General features: G+C 70.7%; 20 protein-coding genes. 13 read left to right on the forward strand and 7 right to left on the reverse strand.

Going from position 1 to position 18,220, the window contains the following annotated elements:
• Nucleotides 1-57 precede the first annotated feature (57 nt).
• Genes OHB49_RS18935 through OHB49_RS18945 form a run of 3 tightly spaced genes read left to right on the forward strand, consistent with a single transcriptional unit; the run spans nucleotide 58 to nucleotide 2,459 of the window.
• Nucleotides 58-1,206 carry a lipid-transfer protein gene (locus OHB49_RS18935; RefSeq protein WP_329161672.1) on the forward strand — a complete coding sequence of 383 codons (1,149 nt, stop codon included), beginning with the start codon at nucleotides 58-60 and terminating at the stop codon, nucleotides 1,204-1,206.
• Nucleotide 1,207: 1 nt separating this feature from the next.
• The gene (locus OHB49_RS18940; RefSeq protein WP_329161674.1) at nucleotides 1,208-1,648 is read left to right on the forward strand and encodes a Zn-ribbon domain-containing OB-fold protein; all 441 of its coding nucleotides are present in this window, start codon (nucleotides 1,208-1,210) and stop codon (nucleotides 1,646-1,648) included.
• 31 nt (nucleotides 1,649-1,679) lie between these two features.
• Complete coding sequence (locus OHB49_RS18945) at nucleotides 1,680-2,459, forward strand: enoyl-CoA hydratase/isomerase family protein (protein ID WP_329161676.1); 780 nt, start codon at nucleotides 1,680-1,682, stop codon at nucleotides 2,457-2,459.
• Nucleotides 2,460-2,511: 52 nt separating this feature from the next.
• On the opposite strand, the gene OHB49_RS18950 is transcribed toward OHB49_RS18945, so the two are convergent.
• On the reverse strand, nucleotides 2,512-3,060 hold the full coding sequence (locus OHB49_RS18950; RefSeq protein WP_329161679.1) for a hypothetical protein: 549 nt from the start codon (nucleotides 3,058-3,060) through the stop codon (nucleotides 2,512-2,514).
• Between the two features lie 193 nt (nucleotides 3,061-3,253).
• Here OHB49_RS18950 and OHB49_RS18955 point away from each other — a divergent pair, with 193 nt between their 5' ends.
• Nucleotides 3,254-3,904 carry a hypothetical protein gene (locus tag OHB49_RS18955; protein ID WP_030975665.1) on the forward strand — a complete coding sequence of 217 codons (651 nt, stop codon included), beginning with the start codon at nucleotides 3,254-3,256 and terminating at the stop codon, nucleotides 3,902-3,904.
• Nucleotides 3,905-3,973: 69 nt separating this feature from the next.
• Here OHB49_RS18955 and OHB49_RS18960 read toward each other — a convergent pair whose 3' ends face one another.
• Together OHB49_RS18960 and OHB49_RS18965 are read right to left on the reverse strand one after the other, a co-directional pair.
• A complete protein-coding gene (locus tag OHB49_RS18960; RefSeq protein WP_030975663.1) occupies nucleotides 3,974-6,376 on the reverse strand; it encodes an outer membrane protein assembly factor BamB family protein in 2,403 nt (800 codons plus the stop codon).
• 171 nt (nucleotides 6,377-6,547) lie between these two features.
• On the reverse strand, nucleotides 6,548-7,486 hold the full coding sequence (locus tag OHB49_RS18965) for a VOC family protein (protein ID WP_329161681.1): 939 nt from the start codon (nucleotides 7,484-7,486) through the stop codon (nucleotides 6,548-6,550).
• Nucleotides 7,487-7,782: 296 nt separating this feature from the next.
• On the opposite strand from OHB49_RS18965, the gene OHB49_RS18970 reads away from it, so the two are divergent.
• Entirely contained in the window at nucleotides 7,783-8,430 is a 648-nt protein-coding gene (locus OHB49_RS18970) for a TetR family transcriptional regulator (RefSeq protein ID WP_329161683.1), read from the forward strand.
• A 120-nt stretch (nucleotides 8,431-8,550) separates the two neighbouring features.
• Here OHB49_RS18970 and OHB49_RS18975 read toward each other — a convergent pair whose 3' ends face one another.
• Together OHB49_RS18975 and OHB49_RS18980 are read right to left on the reverse strand one after the other, a co-directional pair.
• Nucleotides 8,551-9,042, reverse strand: a complete 492-nt coding sequence (locus OHB49_RS18975; RefSeq protein WP_329161684.1) for a nitroreductase family deazaflavin-dependent oxidoreductase — start codon at nucleotides 9,040-9,042, stop codon at nucleotides 8,551-8,553.
• Complete coding sequence (locus OHB49_RS18980; RefSeq protein WP_329161686.1) at nucleotides 9,042-10,286, reverse strand: acyl-CoA dehydrogenase family protein; 1,245 nt, start codon at nucleotides 10,284-10,286, stop codon at nucleotides 9,042-9,044. Before OHB49_RS18980 ends, OHB49_RS18975 begins: the two co-directional genes overlap by 1 nt.
• A 139-nt stretch (nucleotides 10,287-10,425) precedes the next feature.
• Between OHB49_RS18980 and OHB49_RS18985 the strand changes: the two genes are divergently transcribed.
• The 6 genes from OHB49_RS18985 to OHB49_RS19010 all read left to right on the forward strand — a co-directional run bounded on the left by OHB49_RS18985 (nucleotide 10,426) and on the right by OHB49_RS19010 (nucleotide 15,304).
• Nucleotides 10,426-11,607 (forward strand): thiolase C-terminal domain-containing protein, encoded by a 1,182-nt coding sequence (locus OHB49_RS18985; RefSeq protein WP_329161688.1) that lies wholly within the window; start codon nucleotides 10,426-10,428, stop codon nucleotides 11,605-11,607.
• Nucleotides 11,608-11,745: 138 nt separating this feature from the next.
• Nucleotides 11,746-12,105: a DUF805 domain-containing protein gene (locus tag OHB49_RS18990; RefSeq protein WP_329161690.1), complete on the forward strand. Its 360-nt coding sequence runs from the start codon at nucleotides 11,746-11,748 to the stop codon at nucleotides 12,103-12,105.
• Between the two features lie 252 nt (nucleotides 12,106-12,357).
• On the forward strand, nucleotides 12,358-13,044 hold the full coding sequence (locus tag OHB49_RS18995; protein ID WP_329161691.1) for a pyridoxine/pyridoxamine 5'-phosphate oxidase: 687 nt from the start codon (nucleotides 12,358-12,360) through the stop codon (nucleotides 13,042-13,044).
• Nucleotides 13,045-13,155: 111 nt separating this feature from the next.
• Nucleotides 13,156-14,064: a zinc metalloprotease HtpX gene (htpX, locus tag OHB49_RS19000; protein ID WP_030975646.1), complete on the forward strand. Its 909-nt coding sequence runs from the start codon at nucleotides 13,156-13,158 to the stop codon at nucleotides 14,062-14,064.
• An 18-nt stretch (nucleotides 14,065-14,082) separates the two neighbouring features.
• The gene (gene pspAB, locus OHB49_RS19005) at nucleotides 14,083-14,667 is read left to right on the forward strand and encodes a PspA-associated protein PspAB (RefSeq protein ID WP_329161693.1); all 585 of its coding nucleotides are present in this window, start codon (nucleotides 14,083-14,085) and stop codon (nucleotides 14,665-14,667) included.
• 34 nt (nucleotides 14,668-14,701) lie between these two features.
• Nucleotides 14,702-15,304, forward strand: coding sequence for a DUF1707 SHOCT-like domain-containing protein (locus OHB49_RS19010; protein WP_329161695.1), 603 nt, complete (start codon nucleotides 14,702-14,704; stop codon nucleotides 15,302-15,304).
• A gap of 34 nt (nucleotides 15,305-15,338) precedes the next feature.
• Here the strand turns inward: OHB49_RS19010 and OHB49_RS19015 are convergent, their stop codons facing one another.
• Together OHB49_RS19015 and OHB49_RS19020 are read right to left on the reverse strand one after the other, a co-directional pair.
• A complete protein-coding gene (locus OHB49_RS19015) occupies nucleotides 15,339-15,749 on the reverse strand; it encodes a Zn-ribbon domain-containing OB-fold protein (protein ID WP_329161697.1) in 411 nt (136 codons plus the stop codon).
• On the reverse strand, nucleotides 15,746-16,198 hold the full coding sequence (locus OHB49_RS19020) for a DoxX family protein (RefSeq protein ID WP_329161699.1): 453 nt from the start codon (nucleotides 16,196-16,198) through the stop codon (nucleotides 15,746-15,748). Before OHB49_RS19020 ends, OHB49_RS19015 begins: the two co-directional genes overlap by 4 nt.
• Nucleotides 16,199-16,370: 172 nt before the next feature.
• Here OHB49_RS19020 and OHB49_RS19025 point away from each other — a divergent pair, with 172 nt between their 5' ends.
• A complete protein-coding gene (locus OHB49_RS19025; protein ID WP_329161701.1) occupies nucleotides 16,371-17,588 on the forward strand; it encodes a flavin-containing monooxygenase in 1,218 nt (405 codons plus the stop codon).
• Between the two features lie 115 nt (nucleotides 17,589-17,703).
• Nucleotides 17,704-18,162: a carboxymuconolactone decarboxylase family protein gene (locus tag OHB49_RS19030; protein WP_030975635.1), complete on the forward strand. Its 459-nt coding sequence runs from the start codon at nucleotides 17,704-17,706 to the stop codon at nucleotides 18,160-18,162.
• Nucleotides 18,163-18,220 lie beyond the last annotated feature (58 nt).

Consider the following 18,220-nt stretch of genomic DNA (forward strand, 5'->3'; position numbering starts at 1 on the left):
CAGATTAGCTGTAGCCTCTGCGGCTGTCAGCAGTCATGACGATCGCGGAGGTGGCGGATGGCGACGCTGAAGGACGTGACGGCGATAGCCGGTATCGGGCAGACGGCCTTCGCGAAACAACTTCCCGAGTCCGAGAAGACCTTGGCCTGCCGGGCGATCGTCGCGGCCCTCGACGACGCGGGCATCGCCGCGTCGGAGGTCGACGCGTTCGCCTCGTACACGATGGAGGAGACCGACGAGGTCGAGGTCGCCAAGGCGATCGGGGCCGGCGATGTCACCTTCTTCTCCAAGGTCGGCTACGGAGGCGGGGGTTCGTGCGCGACGATCGCGCATCTCGCCGCCGCCGTCGCCACCGGACAGGCGAGCGTCGGGGTCGCGTGGCGCTCACGGAAGCGCGGCTCGGGGCCGAGGCCCTGGAAGAACACCACCGTCCAGCTGCCCACCCCCGCCCAGTGGACCCGTCCGTACGGGCTGCTGCGGCCCGCCGACGAGATCGGGATGCTCGCACGGCGGTACATGCACGAGTACGGGGCCACCCGCGACCATCTCTTCAATGTCGCGCTCGCCTGTCGCAACCGCGCCAACCAGAACCCCGACGCTGTGATGTACGAACGGCCGCTGACCCGCGACATGTATATGACCTCGCGCTGGATCAGCGAGCCGCTCTGCCTCTTCGACAACTGTCTGGAGACGGACGGCGCCCTGGCCTGTGTGATCGTCTCCGCCGAGCGGGCCCGTGACTGCCGCCACAGGCCCGTCTACATCCACTCCGTCGCCCAGGGCCTGCCCGCCCAGCACCACGGGATGGTCAACTACTGGAACGACGACCCGCTCACCGGACCCGCATGGACGGCTGCCCGGCAGCTGTGGAAGCAGGCCGACTTCGGTCCGGACGATGTCGATGTCGCGCAGATCTACGACGCGTTCACCCCGCTCATCCCGCTCTCCCTGGAGGGCTACGGCTTCTGCGGTCGCGGCGAGGGCGCCGCGTTCACCGAGGGCGGGGCGCTGGAGAGCGGCGGCCGGCTGCCCATCAACACGGGCGGCGGCGGACTCAGCGAGGGGTACGTGCACGGTTTCAACCTCATCAACGAGGGCGTGAAGCAACTGCGCGGCACCTCCACCGCCCAGGTGCCGTCCGCCGCCACCTGCCTGGTCACCGCCGGTGAGGGCGTGCCCACCTCCGCCGTACTGCTGAGGAGCTGACATGGAATCGCTGTTGCTGCCCGTCGTCGACGGGGACGGAGCGCCTTTCTGGGAGTACGCCGCCCGGGGTGAACTCCGTGTCCAGGCATGCGCCGCCCCCGACTGCGGCAGACTCCGCTTCCCGCCCCGGCCCTGCTGCCCGCACTGCACGTCGTTCGAGAGCGAGTGGCGGGCGATGAGCGGGCGCGGGCGCATCTGGTCGTACGTGGTGCCGCATCCGCCGCTGCTGCCCGCGTACGCCGCACAGGCCCCGTACAACGCCGTCGTCGTCGAACTGGCCGACGCCCCGCACATCCGGCTGGTCGGCAATGTGGTCAGCGGGCCCGACGCGCCGCTGAACTCGGTCGATCCGGGGAGGTTGCGGATCGGGGCATCGGTAAAAGCGGTCTTCGCACCGGTGAGTCCGGATCTGACCGTGGTCCGCTGGCAGTTGGAGCGGTGAGGGGCAAGAGGCATGCGATGAGGGGACGACGGTGACACTGCGGACGGAGACCGACAAGGAGACCGGGGTCGCGGTCGTCACCCTCGACCGGACCGAGAAGCTGAACGCGATCGATCTGGCGACGGCGGATGAACTGGGCGGCGTCTGGCGGGCGTTCCGCTTCGATGACGAGGTGCGGGCCGTCGTCGTGACGGGCGCGGGCGGGCGGGCCTTCTGTACGGGGCTCGACCGGGACGTGGCGGTGCCTCAACCCTCGTCCCCGTACACGATCGACGATCCGCTGATCGCGATCGGGCCGAAGGCGAACGACCTGTGGAAGCCGGTGATCGCCGCCGTGGAGGGGATGGCGTGCGGTGGGGCGTTCTATCTGCTGGGCGAGGCGGAGTTCGTCGTCGCGTCCGAGGAGGCGACCTTCTTCGACCCGCATACGACGTACGGCATGGTCAGCGCGTACGAGGCGATCCACATGGCGCAGCGGATGCCGTTCGGGGAGGTGGCCCGGATGTCCCTGATGGGTACGGCCGAACGAGTGACGGCCCGCCGTGCCTACGAAACCGGGCTGGTCAGCGAGGTGACAGCGCCCGGTGGCGCGGTAGCCGCGGCGGTGCGGGCGGCGGGCGTGATCGCGTCGTATCCGACGGAGGCGGTGCAGGGGACGGTACGGGCGGTGTGGTCCGCGAAGGAGGCCGCGAGGGCGCAGGCGCTGGCCCATGCCCCGCAGCTGATCGCGCTCGGGAACCTGCCGGTGGAGCGGCAGGCTGAGCTGTTCAAGGGGCGGGGGCGGGGCAGCGGGGAGTTCCGGCTGCGGTGAGGCAGGGCCGGAACTCCCCGCTGCGGTGAGCCGGAGCCCCCGTCCGCTGCGGTCAGTAGCTCAGTTCGGCCTCGGCCCGGCACGTCTTCACCCGGGACACCTTGCCCGGGCTGTCCATCCGCACGGAGACGGTCGCGCTGTCGACGCCCGTCAGCTCCACGTTCGCCTCGCCGGTGCCGACGGTGTCGCCCCGCGCGTCGAGGAAGGTGACATCGACCTCGTACGTGTGCGTTCCGAGCTCGCTCGAGCTGACCTGGACGGTGGAGGAGGTCACAGCCCGCCGCTTGCCCTTGCGGGGCCGGGCGCAGCTGATCACGGTCACCGTGGGCGCGTCCGTCGCCGTGGCGTCGGGTGTCGCGGTCTCGTAGTCGGAGCTGCCGGACGAGCTGCTCGACGAGTCGTCGTAGATGTCGTCGTCGTAGTCGTTGTGGTGGTAGCTGCCGTTGCTCTTCTTGGAGTTGGAGCAGCCGCCACCGCTGCTGCTCGAACCGTGGCTCCTGCTGCCCCGGCTCTTGCCGCCGTGGCTCGACGTCGAGAATCCGGTGAGTGCGAGCACCACCACGACCAGAACCGCCGAAAGTTTCAGATGCTGCCGCATCATCGATGCAGCCCCCCTTGATTTGTTGTCATGTCGCTGTCCATAGACCGCGCGACACCGTAACGCATGGCCCGTGCAGGAAGAGGTGCCAGGCCGGTCCGTCCCTGGTGGCGAGGGTGGACGGCCGGGCGTAGCGTCGACGCCGAGAGCGGTGCAGATCCGCGACGCCGATCCGCATACCCGCAGGAGGCCGAAGATGATCCGCAACATCCTCGGCTCGATCGTCGCTCTCGCAGGAGCGGCGGCTGTCGTGCTGAGCCCCTTCCGTGTCTGGTACGACGGCCGTCTCGGGCGTCATTACCGGGTCGCGGACCTCTTCAACGGCATCAGTGGCGCGCGGCCGGGACCGTTGGCGTCGATCTGGCTGCCGTTCCTGTTCGCTGCCGCCGTGGCGTTGGTGGGCGTGGTGCTGCGATCGCGGCTGCTGGTCGCCTGCGCGGGCGTGATCGTGCTCGGCTTCACCGTGCTGTGGATGGTGCGCCAGGGGCAGGTGGGCGGGAGCCTGACGGTGGCGTCGGACGGGTCCGGGCTGCAGCTGGGGGTGGCGTACGCGGCGGGCGGCGGGGTGCTGCTCCTGCTGGGCGCGCTGCTGATGTCGGGACGGCACGGCAGCGGCAGCCGCCTCGGCCGCAGGGCCCGCAACCAGCCGTACGCGGCGCCGGGGGCGGAGGATCCGGATACGTGGCCGCCGACGCAGGAGCCTGGGCCGTCGGTGCAGACGAGTCCGTGGCCGGAGCCGGAGGTCGACCCGTACACGGGTCCGGACACGCACCGGAGGGACCAGGACACGGCGCCGTATCCCGTGCAGGAGGAAGGCCCTGACACCCGACGCCCTCCCCAGCCGTGACGCGTCCGCGATGCGGGGTTCCGTCCTCGAACGCCGGACGGGCGGGAAGCGGCCGCCGAACGGCCGCCCCTACGTCCGGGCCCTGTTCCCCGTACCCGTTCCCTTCAGCGCGTCGAGCGCGTACACGCAACGGTCCTTGCTGCACGCGTACACCACGCCGCCCTGCGCCACCGGTGAACCCGTGATCTCGCCGCCCGTCGCCAGCTTCCATCTCAGCTGACCGCCCGCCGCGTCCAACGTGTACAGCACATGGTCGGCGGAGCCGAAGTGGACCCGGCCGTCGGCCACGACCGGTGCGCCGACGACCTCGCCACCCGCGGCGAAGCGCCACTTCGGGGTGCCCGTCACCGCGTCCAGCGTGTAGAGCGCGTGGCCGCTGCCGACATGGACGTTGCCCGCTGCCACCAGCACCGGTTCGATCGACTGGCGGGCCTCCGTCGCAATGCGCCAGCGGTCCTTGCCGGTCGCCGCGTCCAGCGCGTACACCGTGCCGAGGTAGTCGGCCAGATACACCCCGCCGCCCGTGACCGCGGGGCCGGGTGCGAAGGCCGGCGGGGAGAGGAAGACCGCGGGCGACTCGAAGTGCCAGCGCACCCGGCCCGCCGCGATGTCGACGGCGAGGACCCGGGTGCCTGCGGCGATGTACACATAGCCGTCCGGCGCCGGGGTCACCCGGACGGGCACCCCGCCGCAGGAGGCCGCGTCGCCGATCGGGTACGACCAGCGCTCGATGCCCGTGCGGGCGTCGACGGCGCGCAGCCGGGCGTCCTGCCACAGGTACACGGTGCCTTCGTGGATCGCGGGCCCGGCCTCCGCCGTCTCGAAGTCGGTCTGTACGCCGCTCGTCTCCCACAGCTTCTCGCCGGTGGACGCCTCCCACGCCTGGACGCCGCCGCCACGCGTGCCGGTGACGACCGTGCCCCGGTCGGCCTTGAGGGAGTACACCCAGGCGTCCGTCTGCAGCCGCCACCGCTCGGCGCCGGTCAGCGCGTCCAGGGCGTACAGCGAAGGGCCGTCGGAGCCGTGGATGCGGCCGCCGTCGAGCGCCATCGACCAGGCCACGTCGCGGGTCTTGAACTGGCGCCGGCCGTTGCCGACGTCCAGCGCGTGCACCTCGAAGGACGTCACGTACAGCAGGTCCCCGGCGACAACCGGCGTGCCCCACACGTCGTTCGACATCCGGAACCGCCAGGGCCGCCAGCGGTCCGGCCCGGCGGGGGCCGCTTCAGGGGCGTGCGCCGGAGCGGGTACGGGCGGGGCGGCGGCCGGGGCCGTGCCGTTCAGTCCGGCGGGCGGGCGCACCCAGCCCGTCGCGGGACCGGCCTCGGCGCCGGCCATGGCACGCACGTCACCGGCGCGCGGTCCGGGCCCGATCGGCACCTTCGCACCGCTCAGCCGCACCGGACCGCCCCCGTCCGGAGCCTGGACGGGCGACCGGGAGAGGGAGGGTGCGGGGGACGGGGATCTCAGGTCGGCGCCGCTGCGCCATGCCGGCTCCCAGTCCGCGCCCGGCGGGCGATGGCGCGGTGGGGGCGGCGGAGCAGGCGCCGGTGCGGGTGCGGACGCCGCCGTACGCCCTCCCCCGCGCCGCTGCTCGATCATCGCCGTGGCCGATGTCGGCAGCCAGGCCGACGCCGTACCGCTGTCGTCGCTGCCGGAGGCGAAGAGGTGCGGGGCCAGCTGGGCCTGCAGATCGGCGGGGCTGGGCCGCAACGCCGCATCCATCTGCATACAGGACTCGATCAGGGGCCGCAGATCGTCGGGCAGGCCCTCCACATCGGGGCCCTCCCGCAGCAGCATGAAGACCGTCTCGACCGGGTTGGCCCCATGGAACGGCGCATGGCCGGTGGCGGCGAACACCAGCGTCGAGCCGAGCGAGAACACATCGCTGGCGCCCGTCACACTGCGCGAGTCCCGCGCCTGCTCGGGCGACATGTAGGCGGGGGTGCCCACCGCCACGTTGGTCATCGTCAGCCGGGTGTTGGAGACGCCGGACGCGATCCCGAAGTCGATCACCCGCGGGCCGTCCTCGACCACCAGCACGTTCGACGGCTTGAGGTCGCGGTGGACGAGGCCCGCGCCATGGATGGACTGCAGGGCCTCGGCGATACCGGCGGCCAGCCAGCGCACCGCCTGGGTCGGCATCGGACCGCACTCATTCACTATTTCCTCGAGCGAGGGAGCGGGCACGTACGCGGTGGCCAGCCACGGCACGGCGGCACGCGGATCGGCGTCCACCACGGCCGCCGTGTAGAACCCGCTGACCGCCCGGGCTGCCTCCACCTCACGCGTGAAGCGGACCCGGAACAACTGATCCTCGGCAAGTTCCGTACGTACGGTCTTGATCGCCACCCGTCGGCCCGACGCCGAGCGGGCGAGATAGACCAGCCCCATGCCGCCGGCCCCGAGCCGTCCCAGTACCTCGAACGGGCCGATCCGCCTCGGGTCGTGCTGCGTCAGCTGCTCCACCACTTACCTGCCACCTCCCCGTACGGACCTCAGCAACAGAAGCCCGCGAAAAACCGCCCCGTGCAGGGTCTCACCACTGGGCACCACCCGGCGGTGCGCACCCCGATTGTTCCTGGCTGAAGCGATGGTTGCGAACCCGGGGGCGGATCGGGGTGTCACATGTCACTCTGCCCTCTATCGGGGCACCGGGGGCTGAAGTACGGCGAACTCGGCACCCTGATTGTCGTGCAGGACCGCCATCCTCCCGTACGGGATGTCGAAGGGCGGCACGGAGACCCGGCCGCCGAGGTGGGCGCCGGTCTCGGCCGTGGCGTCGCAGTCCGCGACGGCGAAGTAATTGAGGAAATAGCTGGGCATCTCGGCCGGGAACGCGTCGGTGATCACACTGCGCCCGCCGATCGCGGTGTCGGGGCCCGGTTCGGTGCCTGCCGGGGACCACATCCGGAAGTCGACCCCGGGCACGTCTGCGCCCGACCCGCTGATGCCGGACTCGGGGGTCTCGGAGTCTGTGGTTTCGGACTCGGGGGTCTCGGACTCGGGGGTCTCGGACTCACCCGTGCCGGACTCACCTGTTCCGGACTCGCCCCTGCCCGACTCATCCGTGCCGACCGCAGCGAGATCCGTGCCACGGAACCCGAAGACCTGCTCGTAGAAGGCGTCCACGCGGTCCTTCTGCCGCGTGTACACCTCGGTCCAGCAGAAGGATCCCGGCTCGTTCTGCTTCTGGAACCCGCCGCGGTCCCCTGCCTGCCAGAGCCCGAAGACCGCGCCTCCGGGGTCGGCGGCCTGCGCGAGCACCCCGGCCCCGCCCATCCTGACGGGCTCGGTGATCACCTGACCGCCCGCCTGCCTGATCCTGGTGACGGTCGCGGCGATGTCGTCGGTGGCGAAGTAGATGCCCCAGGCGGTCGGCATCCGGCCGTCCTGCTTGGCGGCCAGTGCGGCTACCAGCTTGCCGCCGCTGAGGGCATCGACACAGGGGCCGCCCCTGTCCACCTCTTCGCCGGCCCGGAAGGTCCATCCGAAGAGCTCACCGTAGAAGCGCTTGCCCGCTTCGAGGTCGGGGAGCTGCACATCCACCCAGCACGGCGCGGAGTGCGCGAATGCGGCCATGGGCCCGGATCCTTCCGCAGTAGTGACGCTCGTCACACCCAAAGTAGCCGCGCGCCGGCCACGCCGCGCCACGACGAACCGTCGAACACGGTCTCGATATCGAAGTTCCTTGCCCATCGCGTCACGGAAAGTTATCCACGGAAGTTGTCCACAGGCTGTTGATAACACAATTCAAGCTGTGGATCGCATCCGCCGAAATCCGGCCACTTCCCCCACACCACCCCACCGCACCTGCGGACCTCCCCATTTGCAGTCGGCCGAATCGCGCTCCGATCACCCCTCGGTAAGCTGACGGCATGACAGGACAAGTGCGCACCGTCGACGGCCGCGTGGCCGGTCGACGCGGACAGGCGACGCGGCAGAAGCTGCTCGACTGCCTCAGCGAGATGCTCAGCTCCTCGCCGTACCGGGACGTCAAAGTCATCGACGTCGCCCGGAAGGCAGGGACTTCACCCGCGACCTTCTACCAATACTTCCCCGACGTCGAGGGCGCCGTCCTCGAGATCGCGGATGAAATGGCCAAGGAGGGCGCCGCGTTGACGGAACTGGTCGCGGGCCGCTCCTGGGTCGGCAAGTCCGGCTGGCAGACCGCCGAAGAACTCGTCGAGGGATTCCTCGACTTCTGGCGGCGCCACGACGCGATCCTCCGCGTGGTCGACCTCGGCGCGGCCGAGGGCGACAAGCGGTTCTACAAGATCCGCATGAAGATCCTCAACTCGGTCACCAACTCCCTTACGGATTCGGTGAAGGATCTCCAGGCCAAGGGCAAGGTCGACAAGGACATCAGCCCCGCGGCGATGGCGGGCTCGCTGGTCGCGATGCTGGCCGCGGTCGCCTCGCACCAGAAGGGCTTCCAGACCTGGGGTGTCAAGCAGGCTGAACTCAAGCCGAACCTTGCCCTGTTGGTGCACCTGGGCATCACCGGCAAGAAGCCGACGAAGTAGCGCCGGCTCCCGGCTCCCCCCTTCCGCTCCGGGCACCGCACGGCCATCCGGGCTGCCCACGTCCTGTCGCGCCGACGGCGGACCACGCAATGTGGTCCGCCGTCGGCGTATCACCGTGCCTTACGAAGTCGCGCGCCGCTCCAGCCGGAAGAGCCGGATCTCCCGCTCCACCCGCGCCTGGTACGTGGCGTACGGCGGCCAGAACGTCAGCGCCGCCTGCCACACCTCCTCCCGTTCCGCGCCCTCCAGCAGCCGGGCGCGTACCGCGATGTCGTGGCCCTTCCAGTTGATGACGGCGTCGTCCGGATGGGCCAACAGGTTCGCAGTCCAGGCAGGATGACCCGTACGGCCGAAGTTGCTGCCGATGAGAACCCACGTTCCGTCACCGTGCTCCGGGGTGGGCATACAGGCCAGTGGAGTGGTCCGCAGCTGCCCGCTCTTCGCGCCGCGCACCGTGAGGATCAACCCGGGCAGCATCTGCGCGCTGAGCAGTACCTTGCCGCGGGTGAGCCGGTGGACGGTGCGGTCCATGGCGGGTATGACGTGCGGGGCGATCCTCGCGAAGGCGCGGGTCGAGGACACCTTCTGGATCATCCGGGCTCCGGCTGCCATCAGACCGCCACCTCCATGCGCGGCCCGTACCCGGGCCCCTGCGCCTGCCCGTGCCCCTGTCCCTGGGCGTCCTGCGTGAAGAGCCCGGCCTGCTCGGCCGCGTGGTCGCGCAGCCGGTGGACCGGCCCGAAGAGCAGTTCGTCGGCGGCGGCCCGCTTGAAGTAGAGATGCGCCTCGTGTTCCCAGGTGAAGCCGATCCCACCGTGCAGCTGGACCGCCTCGGCGGTGGTGATCCGCAGGGTTTCCAGCGCCTGGGCGAGGGCGAGCCCTCCGGCCGCCGGGTCCCAGGCCGCGTAGTACGCCGCAGACCTGGCTGCCTGCACCCGCACGTACAGATCGGCCAGCCGGTGCTTCACGGCCTGGAAGGAGCCGATGGCGCGGCCGAACTGTTCGCGCGCCTTGACGTATTCGACGGTCCGGTCGAGTGCGCTCGCCGCGGCTCCGACCGCTTCCGCCGCCAGTACGGCGGCGGTGGTGCACCCGACGGCGGCCAGGGCGCCCGCAGGGCCGGCCACATCGGCCGTGTCGTCCGCGCCGAGCAGTTCCGCGGCGGTGTCGCGCAGTTCGATGCGAGCCAGCGGCCGGGTCTCGTCCAGCGAGGTCTGCCGGGTGCGGGCGAGCCCGGTCGCCGTGTCCACGCGGACGAGGAAGAGGAGCGTACGGCTGCGTGGGAAGCCGCCCGCGTGGGCCGCGACCAGCAGCAGCCCGGCGCTGTGCCCGTCGAGGACCCGCGCGGCCTCCCCGTACAGTCGCCACCCCTCCGGGCCGGGCCGGGCCTGTACGCCACCGGCCCGCCCGCCGCCCGCCCAGGCGCCACCGGTGGTGTCGCCGGTGAGACCGAGGGCGGTGGAGAGCGAGCCTCCGGGCACGGCGAGGGTCGCGGTCAGCTCACCCGCGGCGATGCGCGGCAGCAGGGCCGCTCGCTGGGCCTCGGTGCCGAGTGCGGTGATCAGAGGCGCGGCGAGCGCGGCGGTGGCGAGCAGCGGGGACGGCAGCAGGGCGCGGCCGGTCTCCTCGCAGGCGACGGCGAGTTCGACGGTCCCGCAGCCGACTCCTCCGTACTCCGGCGCGAGCGCGAGCCCCGGCAGCCCGAGGTCCTGGGCGAGTTGCCGCCACAGGGCCTCGTCATAACCGTGCGCGGTCCGCACGGCACTCCTGACCTCGCCGGGCCCGCAGCGTTTGACCAGCAGTTCGCGCAGGGTGCGGCGGATCTGGTCCTGCTCCGCGGTGAAGGCGGCGTCCATCGTCGGGCTCCTTCCCCTCAGGGGCCGTAGGCCTCTGATCTGACGGATCGTCATGCTAGGCGTGATGTTGCGAGAAACCCAGAGCCGCGCATGCGCTCGCCCACCCCCCTCCCGCCACATCTGATGTACCGTCAGATTCATGCCTTCCTCACCCTCCTCCCGCCCGCGCAAGGTCGCTGTCGTCGGCATATCCCTCGCGGACTGCGGACGCGTCGACGGCCCCACTCCGTACGTCCTGCACGCCCAGGCCGCCCGTCGGGCGCTCGCCGATTCCGGTCTGGACCGCTCGGTCGTCGACGGCTTCGCCTCCGCCGGACTCGGCACGCTCGCCCCGGTCGAGGTCGCGGAGTATCTGGGCCTCAAGCCCACCTGGGTGGACTCCACCGCGGTCGGCGGTGCGACCTGGGAGGTGATGGCCGCCCATGCCGCCGACGCCATCGCGGCCGGCCGCGCCGACGCCGTACTGCTGGTGTACGGGTCGACCGCGCGCGCAGACATCCGGGCCGGGCGCCGCACGTCGAATCTCTCGTTCGGCTCGCGCGGCCCGCTCCAGTTCGAAGTGCCGTACGGGCACTCACTGATCGCGAAGTACGCAATGGCCGCCCGCCGCCATATGCACGAGTACGGAACGACGTTGGAGCAGCTCGCCGAGGTAGCCGTGCAAGCCCGCGCGAACGCGTCGGCCAACCCGGACGCGATGTTCCGGGACCCGATCACGGTGGACGACGTCCTGTCGGGCCCGATGATCGCGGACCCGTTCACCAAGCTGCACTGCTGCATCCGCAGCGACGGCGGGTGCGCGGTACTGCTGGCGGCCGAGGAGTACGTGCCGGACACGGCGAAGGACCCGGTGTGGATCCTCGGCACGGGCGAGTACGTCTCGCACTCCACGATGTCCGAATGGGACGACTTCACGGTCTCCCCGGCCGCGGTTTCGGGCCGACTGGCCTTCGAGCGTGCCGGGGTGCGGCCCGCCGACATCGATCTGGCCGAGATCTATGACGCCTTCACCTATATGACGCTGGTGACGCTGGAGGATCTGGGGTTCTGCGCGAAGGGCGAGGGTGGCGCGTTCATCGAGAAGGGCCGGATCGGTCGGTCCGGGGAACTTCCGGTGAACACCGACGGGGGTGGTCTTTCGGCCTGCCATCCTGGGATGCGCGGGCTCTTCCTCCTGGTGGAATCCGTCCGTCAACTCCGTGGTGAGGCGGGGAAACGGCAGGTCAGAAGGGCGGACGGTAGCCTTCCCGAGCTGGCCGCGGCGTCGGGGACGGGTGGCTGGTTCTGTTCCTCGGGCACGATCGTGTTGGGACGGGGCTGAGAAGCCTGAATCCCAGGCAGGCACTGCCTGAAAGCGCTCTCTCTATAACTTTTTGACCCGCGCACCTCAAACCTCTAGGTTCTGGCGTCCAGGCTCGGTCCAGCGAGGACGAGCTTCCATCGTCCTTGGGGGGACAACATGCACTGGTATCTCGATGTCCTGAAGAAGTACGCGGTGTTCAGCGGCCGTGCGCGCCGCCAGGAGTACTGGATGTTCACGCTCTTCAATTACATCGCTTTCATCATCGCGGCTGTGCTCGACGCGGTGCTCGGCACGTCGCCGGTCATCACCGGTATCTACTTCGTCGCCATCCTGCTGCCCAGCCTCGGGGTCTTCATACGCCGCCTGCACGACACCGGCCGCTCCGGCTGGTGGATTCTGTTCGGGATCATCCCGGCGGTGGGCGGGATCACGCTGCTCGTCTTCTCGTGCCTCGAGGGCGACCGCAGCCAGAACGCGTACGGCCCGGACCCGAAGTCCGGCTACGCCGCGGCCTAGTGGGTCCCGCAGTCGGGCGACCGCCCGGCCGCACGCATGACCGCATGACCGTGCGCTCACCGCTCTGAGCGCACACCACACAGGGCGTCGCCCGGCAACCCACTGCCGGCCGACGCCCTGTGGGCGTTCGGCCACGCCGCGCTCCCAGGGATCGTCGTCCCCACCCGGTCCTCGACGCCGAGGAACTCGTCCGCCTCGCACACCGCGGACCGACCCGGCGGCCCCGCGCCCCGGCGGGCATGATGGGGCCGTATGACCGATGTGACGCCTGATCCGCACTCCGCCCAGCAGGCCTTCCGGGACCTCCTGCACGCCCAGCGCGTATGGGACGTCGAGCTGCCCGCGTTCGATCCCGCCGTCGCGCCCCGCACCCCGCTCCCCCTCTTCCACGCCTGGTTCGCCGAGGCGGTGGCCGCCGGGCAGGCCGAGCCGCACACCATGACGCTGGCCACCGTCGACGCCGAGGGACACCCGGACCTGCGGACACTGATGCTGCACGACGCGGACGACCGCGGCTGGCACTTCGCCACGCACGCCACCAGCGCGAAGGGCTGCCAGCTCGCCGCGCACCCGCACGCGGCGCTCGGCTTCTACTGGCCCGCGCAGGGCCGGCAGGTGCGGGTACGAGGTCCGGTCACCGCCTGCACCCCCGCCGAGAGCCGGGCCGATCTGCACGTCCGCTCGACCGGGGCGCTGGCGTCGGCGCTGGTGGGACGGCAGAGCGAGGTGCTCGGCTCGTACGAGGAGCTGAACCGCGCGTCGGACGCCGCCTGGGAACGGGCACAGGCGGAACCGGAGGCGGACGTGGCGAGCTGGACGCGGTACGTGGTCGAGCCGCGCGAGGTCGAGTTCTTCCAGGGTGACGCGAGGCGGCGCCACATCCGGCTGCGCTACCGCCGGGACGGCGGGGGGTGGGAGCGGGAGCTGCTCTGGCCGTGACCGGCCCTCCGGCCCGTCCGGCTCACTCGTTCCATCCGGTTTCATTCGGCTTATCGGGTTCCAACAGAAAAGGAGCACTATGGGAGACAGGTGAGTTGCTGGAGGCATTCCATGACACGAACCCGTTCCCGCTACGCCCCCGACCACGGTCTGACCACGCGCATGGTCACCACCATGTTCCTGATCGGCCTGCTGTACGTGGTCCTGGTGGGCGTGCTCCTCGCGGTGCTGCGGGGCGCCTGGCCGATCATCCTGATCTTCACCGGCGGCCTGTTCATCGCCCAGTTCTGGTTCAGCGACCGCATCGCCGCATTCAGCATGGGTGCCCGCGAGGTCACCCCGGAGGAAGCACCCGAGCTGCACGGCACCATCGACCGGATCTGCGCCCTGGCGGACATGCCGAAACCCCGGGTGGCCATCGCCCGGAGCGACGTACCGAACGCCTTCGCCACCGGCCGTGGCGAGAAGAGCGCCCTCGTCTGCGCCACCACCGGGCTCCTGCGCAGACTCGAACCCGAGGAGCTGGAGGGCGTCCTCGCGCACGAGATGTCGCACGTCGCCCACCGGGACGTCGCCGTCATGACGATCGCCTCGTTCCTCGGCGTCCTGGCCGGCATCGTCACCCGCGTCGCCCTCTGGGGTGGCTTCTCCCGCAACCGCAGCAGCGACCCCGTCGGCATCGCGATCATGCTGATCCCGCTGATCAGCGCCGTCGTGTACTGCCTGAGCTTCCTGCTCACCCGGCTGCTCTCGCGCTACCGCGAACTCTCCGCCGACCGCGCCGCCGCCCTCCTCACCGGCCGCCCCTCCGCGCTCGCCTCCGCGCTCACCAAGGTCAGCGGTCAGATGGCCAGGATCCCGACGGAGGACCTGCGGAAGGCGGAGCCGTACAACGCCTTCTACTTCGTCCCTGCGTTCTCCTCGAAGGAGAGCCTCAGCCGGCTGCTCTCCTCCCACCCGACCCTCGAGCAGCGGCTCGACCAGCTGGCCCGCATCACCGCCGAGCTCGCCCGCCCGTAAGGAACCAGGGAGTCCGCAGTGGGTCTTCTCGACACCATCCTCGGCCGCAGCAAACCGGTCCGCCCCGATCTCGACCAGCTCTTCGCCGTACCGTCCGCCGCCCTCACCCTCCAGGCGGGCGCCGGCTTCACCCCCACCGGTCTCGGCTCGGTCTGCTTCGCGGGAGTGGAGGGCGGCACCTTCGCCCGGATCCGGCAGGACGTCCAGGAACTGCTCGACGCGGACACGGACCGGGGCGGCATCCCGGTGGAGTTCAGCCAGGACACGTACGGCTACACCTGGCTGCTCTCCCGCCGCTCACCCGGCGATGTGGCCGCCCTGGTCAACGACCTGCACGCGGTCAACACCCTGCTCCAGGACGGCGGCTTCGGCCCACAGTTGCTCTGCTCACTGATCGGATTCCGGGACGCCGAGGGGCGGTCTCTGGCGCTGGTCTATCTGTACAAGCGCGGCACGTTCTATCCGTTCGCCCCGGTGCGGGGCGGCGCCGAAAAGCGCGACAACCAGTTGGAGTTGCAGATCAGGGCGACACTCGGGGACGACCTGCGGGTCGAGAAGGATCTCTCCCGGTGGTTCCCGGTCTGGGGGGCGCCCGGACTGTGATCCGGGCGCCGAGCCGTTCCGTATCATCAGGTTCATGACTGCTGAGCGCCCGAACTCCGTCAGTCGGCTGCGTGCTTCCGACGCCGACCGTGAAGCGGTGGTGGACCAGTTGAGGGAGGCCGCGGCCGAGGGCCGTATCGACCTCGACGAGCTGGACACCCGGCTGGGCCAGGCACTGGTCGCCAAGACCTACGCCGAACTGGCACCCCTCACCGCCGATCTGGGGCCCGCGCCGCAGGACGCGGGGAAGCCACTGGTCCTCAAGGGCGGCATCCACGGCGCGGTGCGCACCGGGCGCTGGAAGGTACCCGCGCACATCGATGTGGACGGCGGCATGGGCGGGGCCAAACTCGACTTCACGCAGACCGACTGCCGGCTGCGCGAGATCGAGCTGGAGGTCAACGGGCAGATGGGCGGGGTCAGGATCATCATCCCCGCGGGCTGGGCCGCGGAGACCGACGAGGTCGATCCCGGCCTGGGCGGCTTCAAGGACCGCACCAGGGACGAAAGGCTCCCGGGCACCCCGCTGATCCGCGTCACCGGCACGGCCGGCATGGGCGGTGTGGTCATCCGCCACCCCAACGTCTGGGAGCGGTGGAAGCTGCGGCGCGCGCTGCGGCGCAGCAGGTCGTTCTGAGTCGTGCCGGGTGAGCGGCCGATGCGGGGCCGCCTCACGGCCGGAAGACCGGGACCGCCTCGCCACCCTCCTCCTGCCTGAAGGTGACACGTAGTTCCATGCCGATGGCGAGGTCGGACTCCGCGCAGTCGACGATCTCCGTCATCATGCGCGGCCCCTCGGCGAGATCGACGACGGCCGCCGTGTACGGGACGCGGGCGCCGAACGGCGGCAGGTCGTTCCGATGGACGACCGACCAGGTGTAGAGCGTGGCGCGGCCGCCAGCCCGCTCCCAGGTGACGTCCTCGCTCCAGCAGCGCGGGCAGAACTCGCGTGGGTAGTGATGAGCTTTCCCGCAGGCGTGGCAGCGGCGCAGCAGCAGGTGTCCGTCGGCGGCCGCGTCCCAGTAGGGCCGGGTGAAGTCGTCCGGTTCGGGCAGGTCGAAGCGGGGGGCGGCCGTGGTCATCCGAAGAGTCCGATCGCGTGGTCGAGGGACCAGACCTGCCAGGACATGGCGAAGAGGGCGACCAGGGAGATCAGCGCCATCATCGCGTTCTGCCCCTGCTCGGCCCAGTCGTGGATCATCAGCACCAGGTAGAGGAGGTTGAGGACCAGTCCGCCGATGAGCGCGACGGGCGTCAGGAGGCCGGTGATCAGGCCGAGGCCCAGGGCGAGTTCGGCGTGGACGACGAGGTACGCCATGGCCTTGGGGCGGGGTGCGACGATCCGCTGGAAGCCGGTCCGTACCGCCGCCCATCGGTGTTTACCCGCGACGTCCGCCGCCCAGGCGATACCCGTACCGCGTTCGAACCAGCCCTTCTTGTCCTTGTGCCGCCAGCTCTCCAGCCACCACAGGCCGAGCCCTATTCGGAGGACGGCGAGCCACTCGGCTCCGCCGAGCCAGATCGTCTGCATCGGGGCCCCTCCCATTCACCGGATCTGACGGTACGTCAGTTCACCCGATCCGGCATCGCTGCGCAAGAGGTGCGCAGAACACGGGCCGGACGCACACACTCGTGATCAATTCGCAATCGATTCCGGTCTTGACCGAGACCCATCAAGTAATCGGGCGATTACGCTCCGATCCATGCCCAACAGCACCTCCACCTCCGGCAGTAGTCCCATGCCCGCGCCCGCCCCCGCGCCCACCGACCTCACGGAACACCGGCCCGTCTACGTCGTCGGCGGCGGCCCCGGCGGTCTCGCCGCCGCGGCGGCCCTGCGCGAGCAAGGGGTACGGGCCGTCGTGCTGGAGAAGTCCGGAAGCGTCGGCGCCTCCTGGCGCGGCCATTACGACCGGCTGCACCTGCACACCACCCGACGCTGGTCCACGCTGCCGGGGCTCGCGATGCCCCGCCGGTTCGGACGCTGGGTGTCCCGCGACCATGTGGTGCGCTACCTGGAGAAGTACGTCGAACACCACGAGCTGGAGGTGGTGACGGGCGTCGAGGTGACCCGTATCGACCGGGCGGCCGACGGCACCGGGTGGCAGCTGACCGCGACCGGCGGCCGGGTGCTGACCGGGCGGGCCGTCGTCGTGGCCACCGGCTTCAACCACACCCCGCGGATCCCGGACTGGGCCGGCCGCGACACCTTCGCGGGCGAGCTGGTGCACGCCCGCGACTACCGCAACCCCGCCCCGTACGCCGGCAAGGACGTCCTCGTCGTCGGGATCGGCAACACCGGCGCGGAGATAGCCGTGGACCTGGTGGAGGGCGGCGCTTCCCGGGTACGGATCGCGGTACGCACCGTTCCGCACATCGTGCGCCGCTCGACGGCGGGCTGGCCCGCGCAGGCGACCGGCATCCTGGTCCGCAGACTGCCGGTGCGGCTGGTCGACCGGGCCGGCCGGCTGATGGCCAAGGCCGCCGTGCCCGACCTCACCGAACAGGGTCTGCCGCGCCCGGACACGGGCCTGTACTCACGGGTCAAGGATGGCGCCATCCCGGTCCAGGACGTGGGGCTGATCGACGCGGTGCGGGGCGGCCACGTGCTGCCGGTGGCAACGGTCGACTCGTTCGACAAGGACACGGTCGTGCTGGCCGACGGGACCCGGATCACCCCGGACGCGGTGATCGCGGCGACCGGCTACCGGCGGGCCCTGGAACCGCTGGTCGGTCACCTCGACGTGCTGGACGCACGCGGCCGGCCGGTGGTGCACGGCGGCCGCACGCCGAAGCACGCACCCGGGCTCTACTTCACGGGATTCACCAATCCGATCAGCGGCATGTTCCGCGAAATGGCCCTGGACGCACGGAAGATCGCCAGGAAGCTGGCGAAGGAATCCGGCCGTCTCCGCCCCTGACCCGGATTTTCTCCCGGCCCCCCGTCACATCCTCGCGACGCGCTCCGTCATTGCTCCGAAGGACGAAAACCAGCGGGTGTCACCACAGGCCCCGAAGATCCGGAGGAGCAGCATCATGGAAGCACGGATGAAGAACCCGGCCGCCCTCATCCCCGAGGCCGTGCCCGCCATCCAGGAACTCCTGAAGGCCACCCGCAACCGCGGTGTGCCGGACTCGACACTGGAACTCGTCCACCTGCGGGCCAGCCAGATCAACGGCTGCAGTTACTGCGTCGACTACGGGGTCCGCAGCGCGAGGAAGGCGGGCGTGGCCGACGAGCAGCTGTTCGCCGTGGCGGCCTGGCGCGAGGCGCCGTACTTCTCCGACGAGGAGCGTGCGGCGCTGGCGCTCGCCGAGGCGGCGACGCGGCTGAGCGACCGGGGCGACGCGGTGCCGGACGAGATCTGGGACGCGGCGGCCGACCACTACGACGAGCAGGGACTGGCGGCGCTGACTCTGATGATCGGCATCACCAACCTGTTCAACCGTGTCAACGTCACCACCAGGCAGCCGGCGGGTCCGCCTACCTCGTAGCCGGTGCATGGAGAAGGGCCTCCACAGCCGTGGAGGCCCTTCTCGCTTCCGCCGGGCC

Origin of the sequence: Streptomyces sp. NBC_01717 (assembly GCF_036248255.1) — a bacterium.
Taxonomy (GTDB): Bacteria; Actinomycetota; Actinomycetes; order Streptomycetales; family Streptomycetaceae; genus Streptomyces.